The organism is Bradyrhizobium murdochi, from assembly GCF_000472965.1.
Classification (GTDB): Bacteria; Pseudomonadota; Alphaproteobacteria; order Rhizobiales; family Xanthobacteraceae; genus Bradyrhizobium; species Bradyrhizobium murdochi.
On sequence record NZ_AXAU01000014.1, the window covers coordinates 130209 to 149478 of the forward strand.

The 19270-nt window shown below is 61.2% G+C and carries 19 protein-coding genes; 4 read left to right on the forward strand and 15 right to left on the reverse strand.

The window, feature by feature from the left end; translation table 11 throughout:
- Nucleotides 1-25: 25 nt before the first annotated feature.
- The 8 genes from YUO_RS0124715 to YUO_RS41600 are packed head-to-tail and all read right to left on the reverse strand — an operon-like array spanning nucleotide 26 to nucleotide 8152.
- Complete coding sequence (locus YUO_RS0124715; RefSeq protein WP_028349690.1) at nucleotides 26-1399, reverse strand: amidohydrolase family protein; 1374 nt, start codon at nucleotides 1397-1399, stop codon at nucleotides 26-28.
- Nucleotides 1396-2979 (reverse strand): ABC transporter substrate-binding protein, encoded by a 1584-nt coding sequence (locus tag YUO_RS0124720; RefSeq protein ID WP_028349691.1) that lies wholly within the window; start codon nucleotides 2977-2979, stop codon nucleotides 1396-1398. Before YUO_RS0124720 ends, YUO_RS0124715 begins: the two co-directional genes overlap by 4 nt.
- Before the next feature lie 3 nt (nucleotides 2980-2982).
- Nucleotides 2983-3897 carry a polysaccharide deacetylase family protein gene (locus YUO_RS41595; protein WP_051379619.1) on the reverse strand — a complete coding sequence of 305 codons (915 nt, stop codon included), beginning with the start codon at nucleotides 3895-3897 and terminating at the stop codon, nucleotides 2983-2985.
- Nucleotides 3884-4696, reverse strand: coding sequence for an ABC transporter substrate-binding protein (locus tag YUO_RS0124730; protein WP_028349692.1), 813 nt, complete (start codon nucleotides 4694-4696; stop codon nucleotides 3884-3886). Before YUO_RS0124730 ends, YUO_RS41595 begins: the two co-directional genes overlap by 14 nt.
- 16 nt (nucleotides 4697-4712) lie before the next feature.
- Nucleotides 4713-5477, reverse strand: coding sequence for an amino acid ABC transporter ATP-binding protein (locus YUO_RS0124735; RefSeq protein WP_028349693.1), 765 nt, complete (start codon nucleotides 5475-5477; stop codon nucleotides 4713-4715).
- Nucleotides 5474-6331 (reverse strand): amino acid ABC transporter permease, encoded by an 858-nt coding sequence (locus YUO_RS0124740; RefSeq protein WP_028349694.1) that lies wholly within the window; start codon nucleotides 6329-6331, stop codon nucleotides 5474-5476. The genes YUO_RS0124735 and YUO_RS0124740 overlap by 4 nt, the downstream gene beginning before the upstream one ends.
- Nucleotides 6328-7152, reverse strand: coding sequence for an ABC transporter substrate-binding protein (locus YUO_RS0124745; RefSeq protein ID WP_028349695.1), 825 nt, complete (start codon nucleotides 7150-7152; stop codon nucleotides 6328-6330). The genes YUO_RS0124740 and YUO_RS0124745 overlap by 4 nt, the downstream gene beginning before the upstream one ends.
- Nucleotide 7153: 1 nt before the next feature.
- Nucleotides 7154-8152 (reverse strand): N-carbamoyl-D-amino-acid hydrolase, encoded by a 999-nt coding sequence (locus YUO_RS41600; RefSeq protein WP_083754700.1) that lies wholly within the window; start codon nucleotides 8150-8152, stop codon nucleotides 7154-7156.
- Between the two features lie 149 nt (nucleotides 8153-8301).
- Here YUO_RS41600 and YUO_RS0124755 point away from each other — a divergent pair, with 149 nt between their 5' ends.
- Nucleotides 8302-9201 (forward strand): LysR family transcriptional regulator, encoded by a 900-nt coding sequence (locus tag YUO_RS0124755; protein ID WP_028349696.1) that lies wholly within the window; start codon nucleotides 8302-8304, stop codon nucleotides 9199-9201.
- A 373-nt stretch (nucleotides 9202-9574) separates the two neighbouring features.
- On the opposite strand, the gene YUO_RS41605 is transcribed toward YUO_RS0124755, so the two are convergent.
- Both YUO_RS41605 and YUO_RS0124765 read right to left on the reverse strand, forming a co-directional pair.
- Nucleotides 9575-10906, reverse strand: a complete 1332-nt coding sequence (locus tag YUO_RS41605; protein ID WP_198028083.1) for a radical SAM protein — start codon at nucleotides 10904-10906, stop codon at nucleotides 9575-9577.
- A 209-nt stretch (nucleotides 10907-11115) separates the two neighbouring features.
- The gene (locus YUO_RS0124765) at nucleotides 11116-11844 is read right to left on the reverse strand and encodes an SAM hydrolase/SAM-dependent halogenase family protein (protein WP_028349697.1); all 729 of its coding nucleotides are present in this window, start codon (nucleotides 11842-11844) and stop codon (nucleotides 11116-11118) included.
- A gap of 154 nt (nucleotides 11845-11998) precedes the next feature.
- Between YUO_RS0124765 and YUO_RS0124770 the strand changes: the two genes are divergently transcribed.
- The gene (locus tag YUO_RS0124770; RefSeq protein ID WP_249727198.1) at nucleotides 11999-12205 is read left to right on the forward strand and encodes a DUF2905 domain-containing protein; all 207 of its coding nucleotides are present in this window, start codon (nucleotides 11999-12001) and stop codon (nucleotides 12203-12205) included.
- 555 nt (nucleotides 12206-12760) lie between these two features.
- Here YUO_RS0124770 and YUO_RS0124780 read toward each other — a convergent pair.
- The 5 genes from YUO_RS0124780 to YUO_RS0124800 form a co-directional block, all read right to left on the reverse strand.
- The gene (locus YUO_RS0124780; protein WP_028349699.1) at nucleotides 12761-13738 is read right to left on the reverse strand and encodes a HEAT repeat domain-containing protein; all 978 of its coding nucleotides are present in this window, start codon (nucleotides 13736-13738) and stop codon (nucleotides 12761-12763) included.
- A gap of 2 nt (nucleotides 13739-13740) precedes the next feature.
- Entirely contained in the window at nucleotides 13741-13974 is a 234-nt protein-coding gene (locus YUO_RS0124785) for a 4Fe-4S dicluster domain-containing protein (RefSeq protein WP_008141081.1), read from the reverse strand.
- A 33-nt stretch (nucleotides 13975-14007) separates the two neighbouring features.
- The gene (locus YUO_RS0124790) at nucleotides 14008-15750 is read right to left on the reverse strand and encodes a fumarate reductase/succinate dehydrogenase flavoprotein subunit (protein WP_028349700.1); all 1743 of its coding nucleotides are present in this window, start codon (nucleotides 15748-15750) and stop codon (nucleotides 14008-14010) included.
- A 162-nt stretch (nucleotides 15751-15912) separates the two neighbouring features.
- Entirely contained in the window at nucleotides 15913-16686 is a 774-nt protein-coding gene (locus tag YUO_RS0124795; protein WP_028349701.1) for a ferredoxin--NADP reductase, read from the reverse strand.
- A 138-nt stretch (nucleotides 16687-16824) separates the two neighbouring features.
- The gene (locus tag YUO_RS0124800; protein WP_283806425.1) at nucleotides 16825-17661 is read right to left on the reverse strand and encodes a YeiH family protein; all 837 of its coding nucleotides are present in this window, start codon (nucleotides 17659-17661) and stop codon (nucleotides 16825-16827) included.
- A gap of 336 nt (nucleotides 17662-17997) precedes the next feature.
- On the opposite strand from YUO_RS0124800, the gene YUO_RS0124805 reads away from it, so the two are divergent.
- Both YUO_RS0124805 and YUO_RS0124810 read left to right on the forward strand, forming a co-directional pair.
- Nucleotides 17998-18303, forward strand: a complete 306-nt coding sequence (locus YUO_RS0124805) for a gamma-butyrobetaine hydroxylase-like domain-containing protein (protein WP_028349703.1) — start codon at nucleotides 17998-18000, stop codon at nucleotides 18301-18303.
- Between the two features lie 101 nt (nucleotides 18304-18404).
- Nucleotides 18405-19184: a Crp/Fnr family transcriptional regulator gene (locus YUO_RS0124810; protein ID WP_028349704.1), complete on the forward strand. Its 780-nt coding sequence runs from the start codon at nucleotides 18405-18407 to the stop codon at nucleotides 19182-19184.
- The last annotated feature ends 86 nt before the right edge of the window (nucleotides 19185-19270 follow it).

Sequence of the window (19270 nt, forward strand, 5' to 3'; positions counted from 1 at the left end):
TGATAGTGCGTGTGTCGACCAGCGGTCACCCATTGAAGGCCGCCTGAGCTTCCGGCAAATCCCAGATTTTGCCGATTGCCGCGTTCGCGGCCGATATCATCGCGGTCTCGTCGCCGTGAAGGTACTGGCCCGCATCGATCAGCACACGGCCGTCAACGATGACTAGATCGATGTTGGCGCGGTTTCCGAGCGCAACGAGCCCGCGGCGCGCATCGAACAGCGGCTGCAGATGGGGATGGGTCAGGTCGACGACGGTGAGGTCGGCGGTAGCGCCCGGTGCGATCGTCCCGAGGTCCGGCCGCTTGATGACCGCCGCCGCCGTTGCCGTGACCGACTCGATCAGCTCCGGTGCGTTGGCTACATCAGCGCGAGCGGACGCAATCTTCGAGATCATCGACGCCGCGTTGAGTTCGCCGAGCAGGTCCATGTTGTAGCCATCGGTTCCGACTACCGTCCGCACGCCGTGCCCCGCGAACCGGCCGAACGCCGCGGTAACGCCTGAGCGCGCAAACACGCGCGGGCAGTTCAGCACCGTGGCGCCCCTCGCCGCCATCAGCTTCAAATCACTATCGGTGCTCGCGATGCAGTGCGCGGCCATAAGATCAGGCGCCAGAAGACCCAGCCAGTCCAGAAATTCGGCCGGCGTGCGACCGCCGTGACGGCCTGCGATCGTCGCGACTTCGGCCTGGCTTTGCGCGAGGTGGGTGGTGATGGGAACGCCGAGTTCGCGCGCGCGGGCGGCACACGCCCGCAACAGATCCGGACCGCAGGTGTCGGTCGCATGTGGGCTCATCGCAAGGCCGATCCGGCCGTCGCCGCGTCCGTTCCAGCGCTGATATAGCACGTTCCACGTGTCCATATCGGCCTGGCCATCGTCGCCCGCGTAACGCACCACGCCGTCCGGTCCCGCCTTGGCATCCGAGGTCGAAAACAAATACGGCGCACCATAGAAGCGGATTCCCATCTCCTCGGCGGCGTCGAACATCTCCGGGATGGTGTTGCGAAACGGCTCCATCACCGTGGTGGCGCCGCCTTTCAGCAATTGCAGAATGCCGAGCCGCGCGATGGCAAGCCGCTCCGACGGCGACAACAGGTCGGCGCCGCGCTTGGTCAGCGGCAGCAGCACCGTATAGACGATGCTCTGGTTGTTCCGGCGACCATTGCCGTCCTCCGTATGCGTCCGCGCGACGGCTTCGCTGAAGCAGTGGTTGTGCAGGTTCAGAAGTCCGGGCAGCACGAAACGGCCCGGTCTGTCGAAGACTTCGGTGGCGGACGGACGGTCGCGCGTGACGGCGGCTATCTGCCTGCCCTCCAGCAACACCCAATGATCGCGCAGCACCTCCTGCGCGCCGTCCCTGCGCGACAACACATAGCTGCCAAAGATCGCGATCGTGCTCATGCCGGTTTCACGTTCCAGAACACAGCCGTACCGTCGAGGATGCCCGTGATGTTCGAACGGTACGCGGTCGGTTGTTTGTACTGACCGATCGGGAAGTAAGGAATTTCCTCGAACGATAACACCTGGATATCGCGGCAGATCCGCTGCTGCTCGGCAAGGTTGGCGGCGGCGAGCCACTGGCTGCGCAGCGCTCCCATCTTCTCGCTCTTGTACCAGCCGGCCGTTTTGCTGTCGCCGCGCAGGTTCGAATTGGCGGCCGGGTTCAGCCAATCGATGCCTTGCCAGTTGCCAACGCCGGCGCTCCAGCCGCCCTGGGCGACGGAATCTTTTTTCAACTGCCGCTGCAACACCACACCGAAATCCAGTCCGGCATATTCGACGTTCATGCCGGCCTGCTGCAGCATGTCGGCGGCGATGTCGCCTAGCGGCTTTTGTGCAACCGAGTTGGTGGGGACGAGCAGCACCACCTTCTCGCCATTATAGCCGGCGGCTTTCAAATCGGCCTTGACCTTCGCCATGTCGCGCGGTCCGCGGAACACATTGAGGCCGACATCGCTCGCCATCGGCGTGCCGGGCGCAAAGAAGCCGATCGGCGAGGACTGATAGGCGGCATCGTCGCCCGCGACCGCCGTCATAAAGGCGGACTGGTCGATCGCGCCTAACAGCGCCCGGCGAATGGCCGGATTGTCGAACGGCGGCTGCAGATGATTGACGCGCAGCATGCAGGTGTAACCTCGCGGATCGAGTATCCGCGTGGTGATGCTACTGGTACGCTTCAGCACCGGCAGCAGGTCGTGCGGCGTTGTTTCCTGCCAGTCCTGCTCGCGCGTTTGCAGGGCGGCGACCCCAGTCGCCGCATCCGGCATCGTCGTCCAGACCACACGGTCGTAATGAACGATCTTAGGACCAGCGGTCCAATCGGGCCTGCTGTCCTGACGGGGCAGATAGCGATCGAAACGGGCGTACACGTTGCGCGCGCCCTGCACGCGCTCATCCGCCACGAACCGGAAGGGCCCGCTGCCCACCACCTCGGCCAGCGGCTTGAACGGATCCTGGCTCGCCAGCCGCTCGGGCATCATGAACGGCGCCTGGATCGCAGCTTTGCCGAGCGCCGCAGGCAACAGAGGGAAAGGCCTGCTCAGCCGAAAACGGATGGTGCGGTCATCAGGCGCCGACAGTTCGTCGGTTGCGGCCATCAGCTCGGCGCCGAAGCCATCGCGGGCCGACCAGCGGCGAATGCTCGCGACGCAATCGCGCGCCAACACGCGATCGCCGTCATGCCATAGCAGGCCTTCGCGCAGCGTCAGGTCCCACTGCCGGTCTTCGTTGGACACGACATGCCCGGACACCATTTGTGGCGAGACCTCGAGCGCCGAATTCATGCCGTAGAGCGTGTCGTAGACCATGAATCCATGGTTTCGGGAAACCTGCGCCGTGGAGTAGATCGGATCGACAAAGGTCAGGTCGATCACCGGAATAAAGCGCAGCGTGGTCTGCGACTGCGCCCGCAGGATTCCCGGCAGCGACAACGCCGGCGCGGCGGCAGCGGCCTTTAACAGTGAACGACGGGAAACGAGCATCGATTACTCCCTGGGATATCTGATCGGCGGTTCTCCGAGAGCGGCTGCTTCGTGCCTGCTGAAATTCGCCGCGATCGCCTCTCCGGTTGTGATCCACAGATCGGTGCAGGATTTGGCATAGGTGAGAAATTCCCGCAGCAGCCGAAGCCGCATCGGACGGCCGCTGCATTGCGGGTGCAGCACGGTCGTGACCATCGCACCCCAATCTCTGACCTCATCGAGTTCATCCTTCCAGATCGAGAGCACATGCTCCTTCGGAAAGATCGGCCGCGGGCTGAATCGGGCGGACAATCCGTGCATCCAGTCGTCATAGCTTGCCGTCACCGGAAGCTCGATCGTGCCCGGCCTGCCGTCTGCAAGGCGATGGCGGTAAGGCCGCACGTCGTCGCGAAATGACGAAGTGTAGATGATACCGTGGCGCACCAGCGCCACGCGCAGCTCTTCGGTGAATTCGCCGTAGGGCGCGCGGTAGCCGGTCGGCTTGACGCCCAGCCGGCGCTTCAGCGCCTCGAAGCCCCGCTCCAGTTCCTCCTCGATCCAAGGATCTCCCGGATCGGGCAACAGATGGTGATACCCGTGGTGGCCAATCTCGTGACCCGCCTTGAGAATGGCCTCTGCCATCGCGGGATGCGCATCCACCGACCAGCCGGTGACGAAGAACGTCGCTTTCAGATCAAGCTGATCGAGCAGCTCCAAAAGTTTCGGCGTGCCGACGCGCGCCTCGTAACCGCCATAGCTCATCGTGATGAGGCGCTGGGCGTGTAACGCATCTTTACTGGTCCAGGCGGTCTCCGCGTCCACGTCGAAGGAGAGGAACATCGCTGATGTATAGGGCTTGGGCCATGGATAATCCGGGGCCGGCGGCGCGGTGTTCGCGGGAATGAGCGGAATGCTCGCAAGCGCTTTACTGTCCAGCATTGATGCTCGCCTTCTCCACGCCGTAGTCGGTCAATTTCCACTTCGCCAGCAAAGCACGATAGGTGCCGTCCGCGATCAACGAATCCAGAGCCTCCACGAACGCCTGCTGGAGCGCCTTCTCTTTGGGGTTCAAAGCAAGTCCGGTGAACTGGACGGCGAACACATCGCCGATCGGAACATAAGTCCCCGGCTCGAGGTCCATTATGTAGGGAAGCGTTTCGCCGCCCTGGACGGCCGCGTCGATCCGTCCCTGCCTTAGCTGGGTCCGGGCATCGGCCGAGCCTTCCGTGCCGACGAATTGAATCGGGTTGCCGCCGCAATGAACATCGCTCCAGGCAGCAATCAGCTTCGGAAAGGATGTGCGCCGGCTGGCGCCGACTTTTTTCCCGCAGAATGCCGTCGTTTCCTTGAACTCGGCGGCGCGCGATTGCTGCACGAAGAACCGAGGCCCATTGCGGAGATAGTCGACAAAGGTCGCCGTGTCCTGCCGGCTCGCCATATCCGTCATGCCGGACAGGATCGCATCCACCCTCCCCGTCGAAATCGCAGGCATCATCTGGTCGAAACTGGTTTGCTGCCAGTCGATCTTGACGCCGAGCTTCTTGCCGAGCGCCTCGCCAAGCTCGACGTCAAAACCGGTCAGCGTGTTGGTAGCGGGATCGCGGAATTCCAGCGGTGGATAGTTCGGTACGATGGCAACCCTAATACTGCCCTGCTTGGCGATTTCCGGGGGTAGCTCGACCGCCATAACGGGCGCATTGACAGCACTGAGGAATGCGGCAGCAAGAAAACGTTTCATCATGAAATTTGCTCCATCAGATCACGGCGGAAAGAAACGATTGGGTGCGCACTTCACGGGGCTTACCGAGAACCTCGGCCGCCGGGCCGGATTCCACGATTGCGCCGTGGTCCATGTAAACAACGGTATCGGCCACCTCGCGCGCGAAGCCGAGTTCGTGCGTCACCACCATCATCGTCATGCCGCTGCTGGCAAGCTCCTTCATGACGGTGAGTACCTCGCCGACCAGTTCGGGATCGAGTGCACTCGTCGGCTCGTCGAACAGCATCAGCATCGGCTTCATCGCGAGCGCCCGGGCAATCGCCACCCGCTGCTGCTGCCCGCCGGAAAGTTGTGAGGGATAGGCATCGGCTTTCGCCGCCAGCCCGACGCGCGCGAGACGCTCCATCGCCTCCGCCCGCGCTTCCTCCTGCTTGCGGCCCTGCACATGCACCGGACCTTCGGTGATATTTTCAAGCGCGGTCCTGTGCGGGAACAGGTTGAAGCGCTGAAACACCATCCCGGTCTTCAGGCGCTGGCGTGCGATCTCCCGCTCAGTCAGGCGATGCAATCGCCCACCCTCTTCTCGTACGCCCAGCAACTCGCCGTCCAGCCAGATGCCGCCGCTATCGGCCGACGTAAGCTGATTGATGCAACGCAGGAGCGTTGTCTTGCCCGATCCCGACGCGCCAATCAGGCAAAGCACCTCGCCTGCCCAGACGTCCAGCGAGACCTGCTTCAGGGCCTGAAACTCCCCGAAGCTCTTGCTAACCGAACGGATGGCGACAAGGGGCTGGGTCATCGGTTGATCTGCAATGCGCCACGCGCGAAGCGGCGCTCAAGTAGCATCTGCAGAGGCGTCAAAATTGATACGACGAGCAGATACCAGGAGCCGGCGACGATCAGGAGTTCAATCACGCGCGAATTAGCGTAATAGATGTTCTCTGCGGCGTGCAGCACCTCCGGATATTGAATGACGCTAGCCAGCGACGTCGCCTTCACCATGCCGATAAATTCGTTGCCGAGCGGAGGGATCACCACTCGCATCGCCTGCGGCAGGATGATCCGGCGCAACGCCCGCAGCCGTTCCATGCCGATCGCCTTCGCGGCCTCATATTGTCCGACGTCGACCGACAGCATGCCCGCCCGCATCACCTCGGACGTGTAGGCGCCCTGGTTGATGCCGAGGCCGAGCAGTGCCGACAGAAACGGCGTCATGACATCGACCGCCCGGGCCGACCACAGGCCCGGAATGCCGATCGTCGGAAATACCAGCGCGAGGTTGAACCACAGCAACAGCTGCAGGATCAGCGGCGTGCCGCGGAACAGCCAGGTGTAGCCGGCGGCGACGGACGTTAGAACCGGATTGGACGAGAGCCTCATGATCGCGACGACCACACCCAACACGATGCCAAGTGACATCGCAAGCACCGCCATCACCATGGTGTTGGTGATGCCCTCAAGGATCACTTTCGCGGTCAGGAAACGGCTGACATAGGTCCATTCGATCTGACCGTTGACGAAGGCACGACCGATCGCAGCCAACACGATGACAATCGCCGCCGCAGCGAGCCATCGCTGCCAATGAACCTGACGTGCGACCGTCATCCCCGAAATATCGGGAAAACCCTTCGCCAGCGGAGGCGCTGCTCTCATTGCGTGGACGCATTCATCATTGGCTGGGCCACCGCGTTCGCGCCCAATCCGTATTTATCTAGAATGGCCTTGTAGGAGCCGTCAGCGATCATGGCGGCGAGATGTTGCGTCACCACCTCGCGCAGCGCCACGTCGTCTTTCCGGAACATGATGCCCTGATAGCCGGTGGCGAACGGCTCTCCGATGACGCGGTATTTCCCCGCCTCTTGCTGCTGGGCGTAGGGCAGCGTCTCGGTGCCTTGCACTGCGGCATCGATGCGACCTTGCTTGAGCTGGTTGCGAACATCGATGCTGTTCTCACCTGGAACATATTGTATGGCGGGCTTGCCATTCGCCTCGCAATTCTGCTTGCTCCATTTCTCGATCTCGACCGGGAAGCTGGTGCTGCGCGTCGTCCCGACCTTCTTGTCGCAGAGATCGATGGGGGATTTCGCGGCATTCTCCGTCAGGACGAAGAACTGCGGCCCCGTCGCCAGATAGTCGATGAAATCGGCGGTCTCACGCCGCGAGCTGCGGTCCGAAATGCCGCTGATGATGAAATCCGCGCGCTTTGTCTGCAATGAGGGAATGAGCTCGGCGAACGGCGTTTCGCTCCAGATGATCTTCACGCCCAGCCGTTTGGCGATTTCGTTGGCGAGATCGATATCGAGCCCAACGAGCTGGTTTGTCGTGGGATCGCGATATTCCATCGGGGCGTAGGTCGAGTTGACCGTCAGGCGCAACGTGCCAGCCTGCTTGATCAGTTCCGGCAGTTCGGCGGCCTCTGCCGTTGCAATGGTCAGGAGCGCGGCGAGCCCAAGGAAGGACGAGATACGTGTCATATCAGCTCCTTCGGCCCGCACTGCGACTGGCCGCTTGACGTTTAACCGCATCGAGCGTGGCCGGCTCGATAACACCGGCACGCTCCGTGATGACCGTGTATTGCTCCGGCCGCCGGTGCGCGGCGAAATTGAACATCTTGTCCTTGCCCTGGCGACAGAGATCGAGGTCGAGGTCAGCAACGATGATTTCGTCCGCGAGCGTTTGCGCTTCGGCGACGATCCGGCCATTGGGATCCACGATGCAGGAGCCGCCGATCAGTCCGGAGCCATCCTCGTTTCCCGCCTTGGCGACCGCGATCGCCCAGGTGGCGTTCATGTAGGCGTTGGCCTGGGTCACGAGCCTGGAATGGAAGGTGCGCAGCGCCGCATCTTCGGAGGCACCGCCGTTTGGATCGTACGCCGCGGAGTTATAGCCGACACAGACCAATTCGACACCATGCAGGCCCAGCACGCGCCAGGCTTCCGGCCAGCGGCGATCATTGCAGATCATCATGCCCATGATCGCGTAGTGCCAGTCTGGTCCCGCCCGAAAGGCAGGAAATCCCAGGTCGCCATATTCGAAGTAGCGCTTTTCGAGCTGCTGATAGGTTGCGTCGGCACGCGGCTCGACCGAGCCGGGCAAATGCACCTTGCGATAGCGCCCGAGAATTTCGCCGTGGCTATCGACCAGGATCGAACAATTGAAGCGCCGACCATCCGATGTCAGTTCGGCGTAACCGACATAGAAGCCGATGCCGAGCGCCCGAGCGCGATCGAACAAGGGCTGCACGGCCGGATTCGGCATCCCGCGCTCGAAGTAATGGTCAAGCTCTTCGCCCTCGATAAACCATCGTGGGAAGAAGGTCGTGAACGCCAGTTCGGGAAAAACCACCAGCGTTGCGCCGCGCGCAGCCGCCTCCTCCAGCAAGGCCAATATCCGCCCAAGCGTACGCTCTCGCGAGTCCGCTTTCTGCGTCGGCCCCATCTGAGCAGCGGCGGCGCGGAGAACTCGAACCAACATTGCCTCCAATCTGAGCGGATTGCTTACTCAAGAGGCGGGTGATCCCGCTTCGATGGCACTCCGATGCAGAGGTGATTACGCGGAAGCGCAGCCCTAAACGCAATCACTCGTGCTATGATATTTTTAGTGAGACAATAACCGGCAGTTATATGAACCTGCGCCAACTGGAGATCCTGCGTGCCGTTATCCGCCATCGGACCACGGTCGCGGCGGCGGACGAACTGGCGCTATCGCAACCGGCGATCAGCAACGCGCTCAAGGTGATGGAGGCGCAGGCGGGCTTCGCTCTGTTCGAGCGTGTCAACAACCGGCTGTTTCCGACAACCGAGGCGTTGATGCTTTACAAGGAAAGTGACGCGATCTTTGCGCTCCATGCCAAACTCGAAAATCGCGTGCGCGACCTGAGGGAGTGCCGCACAGGGCTTCTATCGATCGTAGCGACGCCACCGCTGGCCTACAGCATTATTCCACACGCTCTATCGGACTTCCTGCGCCGCCGTCAGCAGACGCGTGTCTTCTTCGATGTACGGCGCTACGAAGGAATCATCGACGGCGTTTCCAGCAGGGTCGCAGAGCTCGGCTTTGCGCTCGGGCTGTCGCATCATCCCGGCATTGCGCATGAGGTGGTTCATACCGGCGAAATGGTCTGCGTCTTGCCGCCGAACCATCCGCTGGCCGAACGGCCAGTCATTTCCGCGTCCGACCTTGTCGGCTTGCCCTTCATCGGGCTGGAGCGCGGCACGCGATTGGGCGAAGCCGTGCGCGAGAGCTTCGCGCAGGCCGGCGCGCCATTCCAGCCAACTGTGGAGGTGCGATACTGTAATACGGCCTGCGTGCTCGCGGCCGCCGGCGTCGGCGCGGCGGTGGTCGATCCGTTTTCGCCGCGCCAGAGCGGCGGCCAGGGTCTGATCGTTAGGCCTTTCACGCCCAAGACGGTGGCCGTGGCCTATATGCTGTGGTCTGAGGCGGAGCCTCTATCGCGCCTGGCCAAGGCCTTCCTGAATGAAGTCAGGCAAGCGAGCCGCTCGCTGGATCAAGATGCCTCTTGAGCGTCGAATAGTGTGCAACAAACGCGCTTCCTTGAGGCTGCTCACGTTGAACGTTTTGAGATTTTCTTTGATCTCTCAGTGCACACGTCGCCCTCTAAGCGACTGAAAGAATTAACCTCTCGCTCCAATCCATCGTGGGGCGCAAGAAAATTTCCAGCGTAAGCCATTCATTTCGTTTATCTATTTTTCTCTCGCTCGGTCCTGTGTATGATCGGACCGACTGAAGAATTTCGTGCGCCCGAGCTTCCGCAGATTGGTTTGTCTCGGATTCATATCCGACTACGTTGGAAGCGAAAATCGCGCTTTCGCATTCTCAGTGCACACGGCTCGCACCTGGGACGGCCGATTAAGAAGCGCATGCTTCAGCGAGTTATCAGAACTCGGGCATCGCCGATATGCCGAAAGTATTGCGACGCTCGAATGTAGCGGTCTCGAATTTGAGGCCTAATTCGCGAGCGCGGCGCCACGACTCCTCAAGCTCCGCGTGCGTCGGTCGGCGGGCGATCTCGGCGTATTTGTCCCGGTACTTGGCGCTCGCCGGGTCACAGAAATTGTCGGGATGGAACTGCGCCATCACGTTCACCGGCGCGGCGGGCACGCGCTCGGCAATCCATTCCAGCACCGGATACGTGCAGCAATCGATGTGATTGGGCATCACCAGGTGGCGGATCGAGAAATTCTCCCCCCACTCGTCGAGCAACTCAATGTTGCGTGTCACCGTCTCCCAGTACCATGGCGTCTTCGCCAGCGTCGTCGCGCAGCCGCCGGGACCGAATTTGAAATCGGGGAGCCACACATCGGTCAGGACGCGCAGGATCTTCATGCTTTCGAGAGTCATGAAGAAGTTGCTGTTCCAGAGCATCGGAGCATTGAACGCCCCGTCATAGAGAGCGGCATCGGGCACCTCGTCGAACCAGAGAAAACGGTCAGCCTTCGTTTTGCGCGCTCGCGCTAGCTCCGCCTGCGTGGGCGTGTAGTCGCGGCCCAACAACGCGATGGCGTCGACGATGGCATGCAGGTGAATGACGACCTCGCCGCCGACCCAATTGATGTTGTGGCAACCCTCGCGGCGCAGCGTCCGGGCCATCGCCGCTAGCGTGCGCGGGTCCGTCTCTTCGCCATTGTCTTTATCGGTGCTGATGTCACCGTTCTGGCAGAAAGCGCACCGCATGTTGCATGAGGTGAAGAAGATCGTGCCCGAGCCCTCGCTGCCGCGATAGAACAGTTCCTCGCCGGTGTGATGGAAATGCGAGCTGACCCGTGAGCCGGCGGCGAGCTTGCAGGCGCCGAATCTGGCCCCCACCGCACGGTCGACGCGGCAATCCCACGGACAGAAATTGCAGTGGCCGAGCATATGGTAGGCGAGCTCGCGGCACAGCTCCAGGAGACTCGGTCCATCCGCCGCACGCGGCAACCGTTGACCCGCCCGGATCGCTTCCCAGCGCGCGACAAATATCGGCGTGAGGCGGTCGAGTTCGGCCCAGAGCGCATCCTCGCTGCTGGTCGCCGGGTCAAGCTTCGTGGCGACCGTCGCAGCAATGCGAAACTTGGCCGGTCGCTGGTTCTCCGCAACGGCCAGGTACCAGGACAAGGCATCGTAGATAGCCGGGTCGTCCCAAACTGTCAGCCTGGTCAAATCGCTCATGGGACCTGCTCCCGCGCCGTGGCCGCTGCTGGTGAAGCGCGATCGCGCTCCGGCGACCATAGGCTTGCTTCAAAGTTCAGATTTCGCGATTTCACTGCACCCGGTATTTGCTCATGTAGTGTTTGCGCAGGATCTTGCGGATCTGCTCCGCAAGGCGCCTGTTAGCGCTAGCCTGCGGTTTGTCGCGGCGCTCCGGCGGCTTCGGCCGATGCGGATGAGGGCGCTGCTTGGTCGAATGTTGACTTCGGGTCAAAGCGGCAAGCCTTTGTTCATGCGACGATCTCGACCGGACTGCCGATGGCAAGACCGAGATCGCGGTCCGCCCGCCCCTGATTGACGGCAATTTCGGCAAGCCCGTTGGAGTTCTCATACCAGAAAGCCGAGTCTGGCGGCAGATCACTGAAGGTCCTCGCGCGGTCCAGAACCCGCCCCACCGCGGTGAGCCTTGCGCCGGGCGGCAGCGTAGCCGCCCTCAGCCCGGTCATCGCATTGCCGTAGTGATCGACGTAAACGATCTCGCGGAGGTCATCCGGCCAGTCTGCTCGGCGATCTGCGCCATCGTGACGTGGCTGGCCGGGGGGCGGATCACCGCGCGCCAGCATGGCTGCCACCGGGGCGAAGAGGTCGCGCCCGTGAAAGCTGGCCGAGATATGCTTCGGCTTCCAGTCGATGTCCCAGCTGCGCGTCGCTTGGGCTCTGCGCCGGATCAGCTCAAACAAGCCGTTGCCGGGGCCGACATACCAGCGGCCATCGGCTTCGACAAAAATGGATGGCCGCGTCCCGCCGACGCCCGGATCGACAACGCAGAGGAAGACGGTTCGTACCGGGAACCATGCAGCATAGGCGGCCAACAGATACGCCGATGCCTTGGGATTGCTGACTGGCGCATCGGCGAAGAGGTCGACAACGGGAATGCGCGGCGCCATCTGGTGCAGCACCGCCTTCATCTGACCCGTATACGGGCCGTGCAACCCAAAATCCGTGAACAGGGCAATCATGGTGTCAGCCTGCCCAACTGTCTGTGTCCGCTTCGCTCGAAAACGCTATACTGACCCATCCGAGCCGTGCGACGGACCGCGGTCACAGCAGCACGCCAAATCCTGCTTGCTCTCCCTCAATCGGCTCGCCCACTGTGATCGTAGGCTCGGCGCAATGTCGATCTCGCGTCTCCTCATCATCTTCGGCTTGTCCCTCGTTGCGCTTGGGCTGCTATGGCCAGTGATCAACAAGATCGGCTTAGGCCGGTTGCCAGGCGACATTGTCATCGAGCGCGACAACTTCCGCGTTTATATCCCACTCGCAACATCGCTGCTGGTCAGCGTGATCCTTTCCCTGATCCTTTGGCTCGCTAACCGTTAGCCGTCGGCGCCTCTTGCTCAGGGTGGACGACGCTCGGGAGCGTTCGCGGCCGGCCTGTCGGCAGCATCATCGTCTGCGCCGTGAGCAGCCACGGCATCCACATAAATCGCGTGGCCTGCGCCCAAAACGTGAAAGGGTTAGCCACCTCGAACGAGGACCCGAGCGCTTCGAAGGATGGCGTTGCCCGCAGGTTGATTGATATCTGCTCCCAATCACCATTCGGCGATTGTCGGTGAATGATGTCGATGTCGAGGCCGGCCAAACGAGCGCTTGCTCTCGTGGCATCAATATCGCTGCCTCGACTGTACGTTCGCTCAGGCATCGGCCTTTACCATCTTCGCGCACCGATTCCGTCCGCTCGGCACTTGCCGCCGCGGCCGGCTTATTGATTATCGCTCATTATTCCCGGTAATGAAAGCTCGGAAAATTGCTGCCGCGACCATGGCTGCACCTTGCGGAAGGACGGAACCCCGCCTCCTTGAGGCGCGAGGCTCGAGGCCACGGTCCAACGCCCCTTGGCACAATCGTCGAGCGCTCGATGCCGCGACGAGAGCGCTAAGAACAGGTCTTCGCTTTCCTGGCAACGATCTGCTGCAGCGCCCAGCGCGCGTTCTTTCTGACTTCGGGATCGTGATCATTTGCGACCAGGACGAGGAACGGCTCCGCAGCTGGATCGGCAATCTCGCCCAGCGCCGCTGCAGCTTCCTTGCGCAGATTTGCCTGCTCGTGCGTGATGCACTTGCCGATCGGACGAACCGCCCGATTGACCTTCATCTTGCCAAGGCTTCTGATCGCCTTGAGCCGCACCTGCCAGAAATCGTCCGCCAACGCCGCAATCAATTGATCCACGGCAACCAGACCGTTAGTGTTGAGGCCTAGCGTCTCCGCCGCCATCTCGCGGACCATCCAGTCGTCATCCCCGAGCGCGCGGGTGATCGATTCAGCCGCAGGCTTCATCTGCGAAAATGCCAATGCGCTGACCGCAGCTCGCCTGACATGGCCGTCGGGATCGCCTGTGGACGCAGTGAGCGCAGGTATCGACTCCTCCAGCTTCAGAAAGCCAATGACGCCGATCGCCTGTACGCGGACCGCAGCATCCGTGTCCCTGAGCGCCTCCAGCGCTGGCTTGAGCGTATCCTTTCGGCGTAATTCCTTCAGCGCCCGGAGCGCGCCCATGCGGACGAACGCGTGCCCATGCTTGACCAACGGAAGTATCGCGTCGGCGCAGGCCGGATCCTTGAATTCAGCCATGCTGTCGGCCGCGGCAGAAGCGACAGCCTGCTCCGGATCGACCAGCAGTTTCGCCAGCGCCGCCGCCGATTCCAGGCCGTCGAACTCTCCGAGCGCCATCGCCACCTGCTGACGCACCCCGGCGTCGGGATCGGCCACCATGCGGCCAAGATGACCGACGGCCGCAGGATCCCCGGAGTGACCAAGCGCTATAATCGCGACGCGGCGCTCGCCCGGGTCAGCGGCCTCCAGGCGCTCGTCGACGTCGTCGAGATCGTCGTAGGATTCGAAAGGGCCCGACATGATTACCTCAGGAGGTAGGGAATGTTGACGGTAACGGCGCCGGTCGGGCAATCGGCTTCGCATGGCATGCAATACCAGCACTCGTCATAGGCCATGTACGCCTTTCCTGTCATGTCGCTGATGCGAAGTACGTCGAGCGGACAGACATCGACGCAGACGGTGCATCCCTTGTCCGCGATACACTTGGCGTCGTCGACAACGACCGGCACGGAGGTCTGATAACTGGCGAGAGGCATTGCTAAGTCTCCTGGTGCTTCGTTGCAGGGCGGTTATGCGCTGGCGCGGATGCGCTGCTTGTCGTAGAGATCCTTCTCTTCGTCGGCGATCGGGACGACGTAAGGCTCTACATCCCGCTTTTCGCTGGTCATCCTGCCGTCGCTCTTGCGCAGAAGCGTGTGGCAGAACCAGTTCCCGTTGTCCTTCTCCGGGAAATCGGTGCGAAGGTGATAGAGCCCCCAGCGGCTTTCCTCGCGGTAGAGCGAGGCGTGAGCGGCCATGTCGGCACAGTCGAGTATCGACTGGGTCTCGAGCGCGCGAAGCAGTTCATGCGAGTTGCGCGCGATCATTCGCTGCTCCATATCCTCGCGAACCTCCGCCAGCCGGCGCTGACCGAGCTGGAACTTGCGCGTGACCTTTGGCGGCTGCAGGTAATCGTTCACGAGGCGGCGCGCCTTGTATTCGATCTGGTTCGGCGGGATGCCGTCTTCCCGCTTGGTCGGGGCCATGACGCGGTCGCGCTCCCTGGCCACATCAGCAGCATCGACGGCGGCGAAGTCGTGATTGTCCGCGAACTCCATCGCGTCGGTACCCGCGACCGAACCGTTGGTGAAAGCGCCAAGCATGTAGTTGTGGGGCACGCTGGCCATATCGCCGGCGGCGTAAAGGCCTGATACGGTCGTGCGTGCACAATCATCGACAAACACACCGGACGCGCTATGTCCCGAACAGAACCCGATCTCGGAGATGTGCATCTCGATCGATTCGGTCCGATAGTCGGTACCCCGCCCCTTCTGGAACAGGCCCCGCGTCGGTCGCTCGACCTTGTGCAACGTTGCTTCGATCTCTTCGATAGTTTTTTCGTGAAGATGCGATAACTGAAGGAACACCGGTCCTTTGCCCGACAGCAATTCGTTGTAGAATTCGAGCATCATCTGGCCCGACCAGTAATCGCATTCGATAAAGCGCGATCCTTCGTTGTTGGCAGTGAATGCCCCGAAGGGGCCGGCGACGTAGGCGCACGCCGGTCCATTGTAATCCTTGATCAGCGGATTGATCTGGAAGCATTCGAGGTTCGCCAGCGCAGCGCCGGCATGATAGGCCATCGCATAGCCATCGCCTGAGTTGGCCGCGTTCTCATAGGTACCGAACAAATAACCTGACGTGGGAAGGCCGAGGCGGCCGGCGGCGCCCATGCAGAGTATGACAGCCTTGGCCTTGATAACCAGGATCTCGGCCGTACGCGTATTGACGCTGATGGCGCCTGCTACGCGCCCGTCGTTCGACGTCAGCAGACGGGTCGCCATATAGCGATTCGAGATCAAGATCCGCGCCCGCCGGAGCTGACGGTAAATGGCCTTCTTGACCGTCTCGCCGTTCGGCATCGGCAGGACGTAGGTGCCGATATGGTGCACCTTCTTGACCGCGTAATCGCCGTTCTCGTTCTTCAGAAAACGGATGCCGAAGCTGTCGAGCTCCTCGATGATCTTGTAGCAATTCTGCGCGTACTTGTAGACGGCCTTCTGATCGACAATGCCGTCGTTCGCGATGGTTATTTCCTTGGTGTATTGCTCCGGCGTCGCGTAGCCGGGAATGACGGCGTTGTTCAGCCCGTCCATCCCCATCGAGATCGCGCCCGACCGCTTGACGTTCGCCTTTTCGAGCAGAACGACATTCGCCTTGGGATTTTTCAGCTTCGCCTTGAGTGCAGCCATCGGCCCGGCGGTACCACCACCGATCACGAGCACATCGCAGGAAACTTCCGAAAGCCCGTCGACGATCTCATCCATTGCCATCACTCGCTCCTGGTTCGGCGTGTTCGCCGTCTTGGTGCTAGATTTGTTCGGATGGCCCTTCGACGATAGCAATTAGTTGTCGCCGGAGAGAGAAATCCATTGTTTGGGCCCGCTGCCGAAATCGAAGTCAGCCTTTGAACAACAAACAGGCAGCCGCGGCCGCTATCGCTCGACGAAAGCCTTCTCGATCACGAAGTGCCCAGGCTCGCTGTGATTACCTTCGACAAAACCGCGCGCGGTGAACATCGCGCGGAGCTCCTCCAGCATACCCGGGCTGCCGCACAACATGATGCGGTCGGTTTCCCGGTCGAGTGCGGGAAGTCCAACGTCGTCGAAGATCTGACCTGATTCGATCAGGTCGGTAATGCGGCCACGGTTGCGAAACGGCTCGCGGGTCACGGTCGGATAGTAGATCAGCTTGTCGGCGAGCAGCGGGCCGAACAACTCGTCCTCGCGAAGCCTCTCCACCAGGCGCTCGCCATAAGCCAGTTCGGAAACTTGGCGGCAGCCATGGGCGAGAATGATCGTCTCGTAGGACTCGTATATGTCGGGATCCTTGATGAGGCTGGCGAACGGCGCGATACCGGTTCCGGTCGAAAGCAGTAGCAGCCGCTTTCCCGGCATGAGGTTTCCGGTGACCAGCGTGCCGGTGGCCTTGCGACCGACGAGAATGATGTCACCCTCCTCGATCTTCTGTAGACGCGAGGTCAGCGGTCCATCGCTGACCTTGATGCTGAAGAATTCGAGAGCGTTCTCATGGTTGGCGCTCGCCATGCTGTAGGCACGGACAAGCGGACGTCCTTCGACCTCGAGGCCGATCATGACAAATTGTCCGTTCTGAAAGCGAAAACCCGGATCGCGCGTGGCGGTAAAGCTGAACAGGGAATCGGTCCAGTGTTTCACCGAGAGAACCGTTTCCTTCTGAAAAGCGCCCATCGTCCTTCTCCTCCTTCGATCGCTCGATCGCCAAAACGCGCACGTCAGCGCGATGGCGGAACGTTTGGGTGAGAAGCAAAAGTCTCGCAACGACGGAGTTCAGTTCTTGGTCGATTAGTTTCTAATTTTTCGCGGACTTCACCAGAACGAATGATACTTGACGTAGATTAACGACAACCCGATCAGGATCGCGGAAAGAATCAGCAGGAGCATGATCGGCTTTAGGCCAAAGGCACGGATGCTTCTCCAGGGCAATGTCAATCCGATCGCCGCCATCGACATGACGAGGCAGAAACGCGAGAGCGGCGCGGTCACCTGAGATAGTTCGCGCGGGACAAACCCCGAGGCATTGAGCAACGCAGCCAAGACAAAACCGACCAAGAAAGCTGGCGGCAACGGCAACGATGGCTTTTGCGAAGCACCCCTACCCGACGCGATAAAGGATACAGCGATGCAGACTGGTGCCAGCAGCGCCACCCGCAGAAGCTTTGCCACAGTGGCCATTTCGCCAGTCTCCGGATTGACGGAGTAGCCAGCAGCAACCGCGTGAGCCACCTCGTGAATAGTTCCACCAAGAAAGATGCCGCCGGCTGCCGGTCCGAGACCGGCCATCTGAACCAGTGGCGGATACAGGATCATTGCCGCCGACGACAAGATGCTGATAGCGCCGATCGTGCAGGCAACATCTCTGTTAGCCGAATCGTTGCGCATGACGACGCAGGCAACGGCGGCGGCTGCCGACGCACCGCAAATGGCGACGGAAGCTGCGGCGACCAGCGACAACTCCCTGGTAATTCCGAGCATCGGTGCCGCGAACCAGCCTACCGCCAGAACGATTGCGACGTTAGTCGCGAGCGCAACGACGTCAGCCACGTCTAGAATCTGCAGGGTCGCGCGCGAGATCTGAAATCCGAGCAGCGCGACACCGATGCGCATCACGTGCCTGGCAGCGAACGAAATGCCGGCTTGAAACAGTGACGGAGGCGACCAAAATCGCGGCGAGGACGAGACCGAAGATCAAGCCCCAGACAACAGCAGAACCTGCCAACAGCGCCGTCCACGTCGCTGTGCAGGCGATCAGCGCGCAGAGGGCGATACCCGGAAGATCCCTCCAAAGCCGGTTCGGTTCGCTCAACCCTCCCGATCGATGCAACATGATTCGCTTGCCCCGCGATGTTTGCGAAGTCGTGTTCGCGATAGCGAGGCGGAACAAGCAAGTAATTTCCAGAACAGGCATTCGGCGCACGCCGGCAATTAGTTGCTATCCAAGCGATCCGTCGGACGGTAGCCCTTGCGAAGGAGGACTTCCCGATGTCGACGTCACAACCGATAGCCGCGGATTCACCGACTTGCGAGGTCAGCGTCGATCTCGCCTCGCTATCGATGATCGCAACCGGCGGATCGCGCGTCACGCTTACGGCGGAGGAGCTTCGGCTATCCTGTAAATGCGCGCATTGCATCCGCGCGCGCTTCGACGAACGCTTCCCAAATCGGTTCCCCGGGATCGCCATCGTGGAAGTCGCCGACCTCGGCTACGGCCTGAATATTTTGTTCTCAGACGGGCACAACAGAGGGATTTATCCCAAAAGCTATTTGGCAAGTTTGGCCGAACATTGATTCCATTCGGCTTTTCGACCACATCATTGACGCCGAAAGGATCAATCTGGCACGAAGATTGCTGCTTTTTAGATCAGTTCTAGATGATCTGGAGACCGGCAATGTTGCTACAGGCTGGAAATGTGGTGCGCGGAAGCTCGCCTTCGGCCGCGGCTATTGCGACGAAATCAACGTCCCTGCTTCTCACCGAGAACCAGCAATTGGTCGGCGGTCCGCCGTCGCTGACGGAGAAGCTGACGTCACGCGAGCGCGACATCGTCCTGAAGCAGGGGCGCCGAAAGGTCCTCAGCCGGGGGCAGACCCTATTCAGTCAGGGCGCCAAACATGACGGCATTTTCCTGATCGAAAGCGGCCGCATTCGCGTCTTCTATTCCTCGCCCCTCGGACGCGAGATCACCCTCGCCTATTGGCACGCCGGCAATTTCGTGGGCGGGCCGGAGGTCTTCGACAGCGGCATTCATCAGTGGTCCGGCGTCGCCTCCAGTAACTGCAGTGTCGTCCAGCTTCCCGGGAAAGAACTGCGAACGCTGGCAACTGAAATTCCCAATCTTGCGATTGGACTGATCGAGGGCCTCGCGTTCAAGGGCAAGTGCTATTCGGCGCTCGCGCAAATGCTGGGAACGCGCTCGATCACGCAGCGGCTGGCGCACCTTCTGTTGCACCTGATGGATCTATACGGCGTCGAGGATCCCGACGGCGTCGTTATCGCCGCGGCTTTCACCCATGCCGACCTGGCGCACATGGTGGGCGCAACACGGCAATGGGTGACGATCAGCCTCAAGCGAATGCAGCAAAAGCGGATTGTGCTGACGAAGCGGTCGCAGATCGTCGTCTGCCTGCCGAACGTTCTGGAAGAAATGCGCGGTCAGGCATCGGATTGAACTTGGCTGCACACGTAAGCGGCTTTGCACAGCAAAGCTGCCCAACGAGTATGCAACCGACCTTTAACGGCAACTAATCTACTCCG